Genomic DNA, 5648 nt, shown 5'->3' with positions numbered 1-5648 from the left:
CGCCGCCGGCTCAGCCCGGCGCTCTTGTGCGTACAGGGCGGCCGCGGTCGCGCCGCCGCGCATGTTCGTCCGGGCTGGTTTGCAAGTCGTAGTGGTGCAGTCCTGATGAAAGTCGCGGTTTTCTCGGACGTACAGGCAGTGCTGCCGGCGCTGGAGGCGGTCATCGAGCACATCGACGCCTGGCATCCAGACATGGTGCTGATGGCGGGCGACCTGGTGAACCGCGGACCGAACAGCGACCGCTGTCTGGCCCTGTTTGATGCCAAGCGGCGCGAGCAGGGGTGGCTGCCCGTCTACGGCAACCACGAGATCTGGGTGCTTCGCTGCGGCGAGGGCGCGCCGGAGTCCGACGGCGAGCGGGAGATCCGCCGCTTCACCGACTTCGCGTGGCGGCAGGTGGCCGATCAGGCGGAGCGGCTGCGCGGCTGGCCGGATCATCTCTGCCTGCATCCGCCCGCCGCCGATGCCTGGCTGCATGTCACCCACGGCACCATGGCCGGCAACCGCGACGGCATCACGCCGGGCCGCAGCGACGAGTCGCTCGTCGGCAAGCTGCCCGGAGGGGTTGCGCTGTTCGTCTCCGGACACACCCACCGCACCCATCAGCGCCGCACTCAGGGCATGGATGTGGTCAACGTGGGCTCCGCCGGGTCTCCGTTCGATGGTGACGTGCGCGGCAGCTATGGCCGCTTCACCTGGGAGGGCGGGCGCTGGCGCACGGAGCTCGTGCGCTTTCACTACGACCGCGAGCGCGCCGCACAGGACTTCGAGGACTCAGGCTTCCTGGATGAAGGCGGACCGCTGGCGCGGATCGTGTTCCTAGAGTGGCAGCGGGCCGAGCTTTTGATCGGCGGCTGGCGGGAACGCTACGAGGCGGCCGTACTGCGCGGTGAGATCACGCTGCAAGCTTCCGTCGACCGCTATCTGCGACGCTTGGACTGACCTCACGCGCCAGCCTGTACAAGCGCGCCCGCGCGCACTCGGTCAGCGTCTGCGATAAACCGGCAGGTCTCTTTACAGCCTCTCAGTTCCAGCCCACCACATCATAGCCGCGCTCACGCAGGCAGCGGTCTACATAGCGCTTAAAGGTGCTGTTGGGCTCGCTGCTGCGCGCAACACCGCGCACCAGACCGACCGCCGCCCCGGCTGCCGCGCCGGCGGCAGTACGATTGCCCACATCGTCGTACCCGCGCACGGCGCCGTAGACACCCGTCGCAGCCCCACCGGCGGCCGCACCCAATGCGGTGTCGCGGGCGATGCGCCCCCCATCCGGACCGCCGGCACCGGCCTGCCGGGCCAGCCGCCGGCACTCATCGATGTCGGCCTGCGCCACCGGACCGCCACCGTAGACCACGGGCTTCGCTGCACACCCGCCGAGCCCCACGACCGCCGACAACGTGACGGAGAGCACGAGGAGGCCGAGCCGCAACCGCGGCTTGCGGTGCGCCGCCGTTGGCGACAAAGCTAATGCCAATAATTGTAGCCGAGACAGAAGCATAGAGGCTGGTCCTGGTCCTGCGTTCAATTCAAGCATCGCGGAAGTGATCTCCGTCGCGCGTGGCTGCAAGGCTTCGAGATGCACTACGAGGCACGCGGGCTGGGCTCCAATCCCGAATCTTAGACCATACGCCCGATGCGACCCACCCGAGGCAGACGGCGGCGAAGCCGGGCGCCGCGAGCAGGTTGACTCGGGCACCCCCCTATTGCACCGGCGCAGCCAATGCGTTGTCATCAAACCGTACAAATACCAGGCCAAACGGGCGGCGCGGGCGCCTCCGGCCCGCACCGTTGGTCTGTCACCGCAACCATCGGCTGGTCGGCTTAGCACCGGCGGGAGAAGAGCCCATGGCAACGGCACACAGTCGGCACTCAGAAACCCGGTCCTTGCTGCAGGCGCACGCGCCCGCACAGCGTCAGCACCCGCCATCCACCGCCCCGCCCGCGTTCATCGAGCGCCTGCTTGAGCCAACAGATGTGCGCATCAACGGCACCCGCCCCTGGGACATCCAGGTGCATGACCCGAGCGTCTATCAGCGCACGCTGCGCGACGGCTCCCTCGGTCTCGGGGAGGCCTACATGGCGGGCGTCTGGGACAGCGAGCAACTGGACGAGACCTTCGCCAGGCTCCTGCGCCATGACCTGGACTCGGCGTTGAATCACGCCGCCAAGCTGCACTTCGCCTTCCACTGGCTCAAGGACAGGCTCATCAATCGCCAGTCCCGGTCGCGCGCCTTCACCGTCGGCGAGCGCCACTACGACATCGGCAACGACGTCTATCAGGCCATGCTGGATCCGACCATGAGCTACAGCTGCGGCTACTGGCGTGATGCCACGACCCTCGACGAGGCCCAGCTCGCGAAGCTGGATCTCAGCTGCCGCAAGCTCGAGCTTCAGCCTGGTCAGCGCCTGCTCGACATCGGCTGCGGCTGGGGCGGGCTCGCGGCTTACGCCGCGGCGCACTACGGCGTTGAGGTGGTGGGCATCACCGTTTCCCGTCAACAGGCGGAGCTCGCCGCCGAGCGCTGCCGGGACCTGCCCGTCGACATCCGATTGATGGACTATCGCGACCTGCCACGGGACATCGGCGGGCGCTTCGAGCGTATCATCTCTATCGGCATGTTCGAGCACGTGGGTGTGCGCAACTACCCCGCCTACTTCGACGTCGCCGCGCGCCTCCTGGCGGAGGACGGGCTGTTCCTGTTGCATACCATCGGCAACAGCACCACGTCTGCCGTCACAGATGCCTGGACCGACACCTACATCTTCCCTAATGGCAAGATCCCGTCCGCGGCAGAGATTACCCGGGCGTTGGAAGGCCGTTTTCTGGTGGAGGACTGGCACAATTTCGGCCCCGATTACGACCCTACGCTGATGGCCTGGTGGCAGCGCTTCGACGCCGCCTGGCCCGAGCTGCGCGCCAACTACGACGATGCCTTCTACCGTATGTGGAAATACTACCTGCACGCCTCGGCGGGCTATTTTCGCTCGCGGCAAGGCCAGCTGTGGCAGATCGTGCTGGCAAAGCGCAGCCGGCCGGGGGCCTACCGCTCCGTGCGCTGAGCGCTCAGCCGCTGCCGCCCGGCCGGAGGTCAGCCCATGACCGTCACCGGCGGCAAGCCGCCCCCACGCGGTGGTTCCAACGGCGCGCCCGCGAGCTCTCCCGGCGTCCCTCAGCCGGACAGCCTGCACCGTTTTTTGTTCGAGCGTCTGGGCGTGCGCGGCGAGCTGGTCTGTCTCGATGCCGCCTTCCAGGCGGTGATCTCGCGCCACCCCTATCCCGACCCCGTGCAGCGTCCGCTCGGAGAGGCGCTGGCGTCGGTCCTGCTGCTCACGGCCACGCTCAAGTTCAAGGGCTCCCTCACGCTACAGGCCCAGGGCAGCGGGCCCATCCGCACCCTGGTGGTGCAGGGGACCCATCACCGCACGGTGCGCGGTCTTGCGCGCTGGGAGGGGGATGTCCCCGATGGCAACCTTCAGCACCTCTTCGGCGACGGGCACCTGGCGCTGACGCTCGATCCCGACCGAGGCGAGCGCTATCAGGGCATCGTCCCGCTGGAAGGCGCTGGGCTGGGTGCCGCCATCGAGCGCTATTTCGGCCAATCCGAGCAATTGCCCACACGCTTGTGGCTTGCGGTTGACAGCAGCCGCGCCGTGGGGCTGATGTTGCAGCGCGTGCCAGGCACCGTTGAGGACGCCGACGGCTGGGACCGCACCGTGACCCTCGCCGACACCGTGGAGGAGCGCGAACTGCTGGCTCTGCCGGTTCAGAATCTCTTGCACCGACTCTTTCACGAGGAAGACGTCAGACTGTTCGAGCCGGACCCGGTGGCCTTCCGCTGCGGCTGCTCCCGCACCCGCATCGAAGCAACACTGCGCGCCCTGGGGCGCCAGGAGATCGACGCCATCGTCGAGGAGCAGGGGGACGTGGCCGTCACCTGCGAATTCTGTAACCGCGACTACCGCTTCGACGCTGTGGACGCCCGCGAGCTCTTCACCGACAGCGTCGTGCCCGCTGGGATCAAAGACTCCAGGCATTGACGGCGGCGCCGGCGGCTGCGGCCTGCTGACGGGGCTCTACTGCCACGCCGGTTAGGGAAACGCTGAGTTTATTGGCGTTCCCCGGGCGGACCAGGACGGCCCGCCATTTTCGGCAACCCAAGTCGCTGAGACTGAGGGAGCCGGGAAACCGCCCAATGTCTGCACAGGCCCGGCTCCGTCTGATTTTTTGGGCAGGATGCCCAATAAATCAGTATCTCCTTAACCGCCGCCGGGCAGCGGCGCTATCCTGTGCGCTTTGCCAGCGCAGTCTGCGCGCACCCACTCGCCGCAAATCCTTGAAAGTCGCCATGTCCAACGCTACCCCCTATGTTCTCGTCTTGTTCTACAGCCGGTTCGGCGCCACCGCCGAGATGGCCCGTCAAGTGGCCCGCGGAGTGGAGGAGGCCGGACTGGAGGCACGTCTGCGCACGGTACCGGCGGTGTCCACGGTCTGCGAGGCCGTGGCAGACAGTGTCCCGGAGGCCGGCGCGCCCTATGCGGAGCTGGATGACCTGCGCGATTGTGCCGCTTTGGCGCTCGGCAGCCCGACCCGCTTCGGCAACATGGCCGCGGCCATGAAGTACTTTTTCGACGGCACCTCGCCGCTGTGGCTCGCCGGTGCGCTCACAGGCAAGCCCGCCGGGGTGTTTACGTCCACCTCCAGTCTGCACGGCGGACAGGAGACGACGCTCTTGTCCATGATGCTGCCCCTGCTCCACCACGGCATGCTCATCCTGGGGCTGCCCTACAGCGAAACGGACCTGCTGCACACAGACGCCGGCGGCACGCCCTATGGTCCCTCACACGTCGCCGGTATCGACAACGACAACCCCGTGACCGACGCCGAGAAGCGGCTCTGTCAGGCACTCGGACGCCGGCTTGCAACGACGGCCAAGGCGCTGAGTGATTGATGCCGAGGGCCTCTGATCGGTGCTCAGCGCCGTCCAAACGATCGCGGCCGTGACCGCCGCCACCAACCAGCTGTGCCTACCGCTGCGGCTGCCGGACCGAGGCAGGCTCGAGCGCTTCGTCGCCGACGGCAACGCCGCCGCAGTCGCCGCCGTGCGCCACTGGGCAACGGACCCGGGCGCAGGCCATGTACTGCTGCACGGCGAGACCGGCAGCGGGAAGAGCCACCTGCTGCACGCGGCGTTCGAGGCGGCTGCGGCGGCAGGCGCGAGGGCGCGCTTCGTCCCGCTGGATCTGCCGGCATTGGCGCCCTCGGTGCTGGATGGCCTGGAGCACTGCGATGCAGTGGTCCTGGACGCGGTGCAGGCCGTCGCCGGCCAGCGCGACTGGGAGCTCGCGCTGTTCAATCTTTACAACGCGCTGGGTCTGCAGGGCGGGCGTCTGCTGCTCGCCGCGCGCGCGCCGGCCCCGGCGCTGGGCCTCGACCTGCCTGACCTCAGGTCACGGCTCTGTGCCTGCGCCGTCTACCGGCTCCAAGCGCTTGACGACGCCGGCCGGCGCCGGCTCCTGGCGCGCGAGGCAGCCGTCCGGGGCCTCACGCTCGACGACAAGACGCTGCGCCACATCCTCCCCCCCACCCCGCGGGATACCGCGCGCCTGTTGCCCGCGGCGGACGAGCAGGCGCGGCGGTCCCTCGCACT

At 68.3% G+C, this 5648-nt stretch carries 6 protein-coding genes; 5 read left to right on the top strand and 1 reads right to left on the bottom strand.

Annotation, left to right across the window (positions count from 1 at the left end):
- Positions 1–105 precede the first annotated feature (105 nt).
- Positions 106–942: a metallophosphoesterase gene (locus tag I6U14_RS12605; protein WP_296899823.1), complete on the top strand. Its 837-nt coding sequence runs from the start codon at positions 106–108 to the stop codon at positions 940–942.
- An 82-nt stretch (positions 943–1024) separates the two neighbouring features.
- On the opposite strand, the gene I6U14_RS12600 is transcribed toward I6U14_RS12605, so the two are convergent.
- The gene (locus tag I6U14_RS12600) at positions 1025–1429 is read right to left on the bottom strand and encodes a hypothetical protein (protein ID WP_296899822.1); all 405 of its coding nucleotides are present in this window, start codon (positions 1427–1429) and stop codon (positions 1025–1027) included.
- Between the two features lie 416 nt (positions 1430–1845).
- Here I6U14_RS12600 and cfa point away from each other — a divergent pair, with 416 nt between their 5' ends.
- The 4 genes from cfa to I6U14_RS12580 form a co-directional block, all read left to right on the top strand.
- Complete coding sequence (gene cfa / locus I6U14_RS12595; RefSeq protein WP_296899820.1) at positions 1846–3060, top strand: cyclopropane fatty acyl phospholipid synthase; 1215 nt, start codon at positions 1846–1848, stop codon at positions 3058–3060.
- 36 nt (positions 3061–3096) lie between these two features.
- A complete protein-coding gene (gene hslO, locus I6U14_RS12590) occupies positions 3097–4038 on the top strand; it encodes an Hsp33 family molecular chaperone HslO (RefSeq protein WP_296899818.1) in 942 nt (313 codons plus the stop codon).
- A gap of 308 nt (positions 4039–4346) precedes the next feature.
- Positions 4347–4949 (top strand): NAD(P)H:quinone oxidoreductase, encoded by a 603-nt coding sequence (gene wrbA / locus I6U14_RS12585; protein ID WP_296899817.1) that lies wholly within the window; start codon positions 4347–4349, stop codon positions 4947–4949.
- A gap of 49 nt (positions 4950–4998) precedes the next feature.
- Positions 4999–5648, top strand: a 650-nt coding sequence (locus I6U14_RS12580) for a DnaA/Hda family protein (RefSeq protein WP_296899814.1), incomplete at its 3' end; no start/stop codon positions are given.

Source organism: Thiohalocapsa sp., assembly GCF_019695415.1.
Classification (GTDB): Bacteria; Pseudomonadota; Gammaproteobacteria; order Chromatiales; family Chromatiaceae; genus Thiohalocapsa.
The sequence above is the reverse complement of the archived record's forward strand: the minus strand, read 5'-3'. Positions and strand labels throughout refer to the sequence as shown.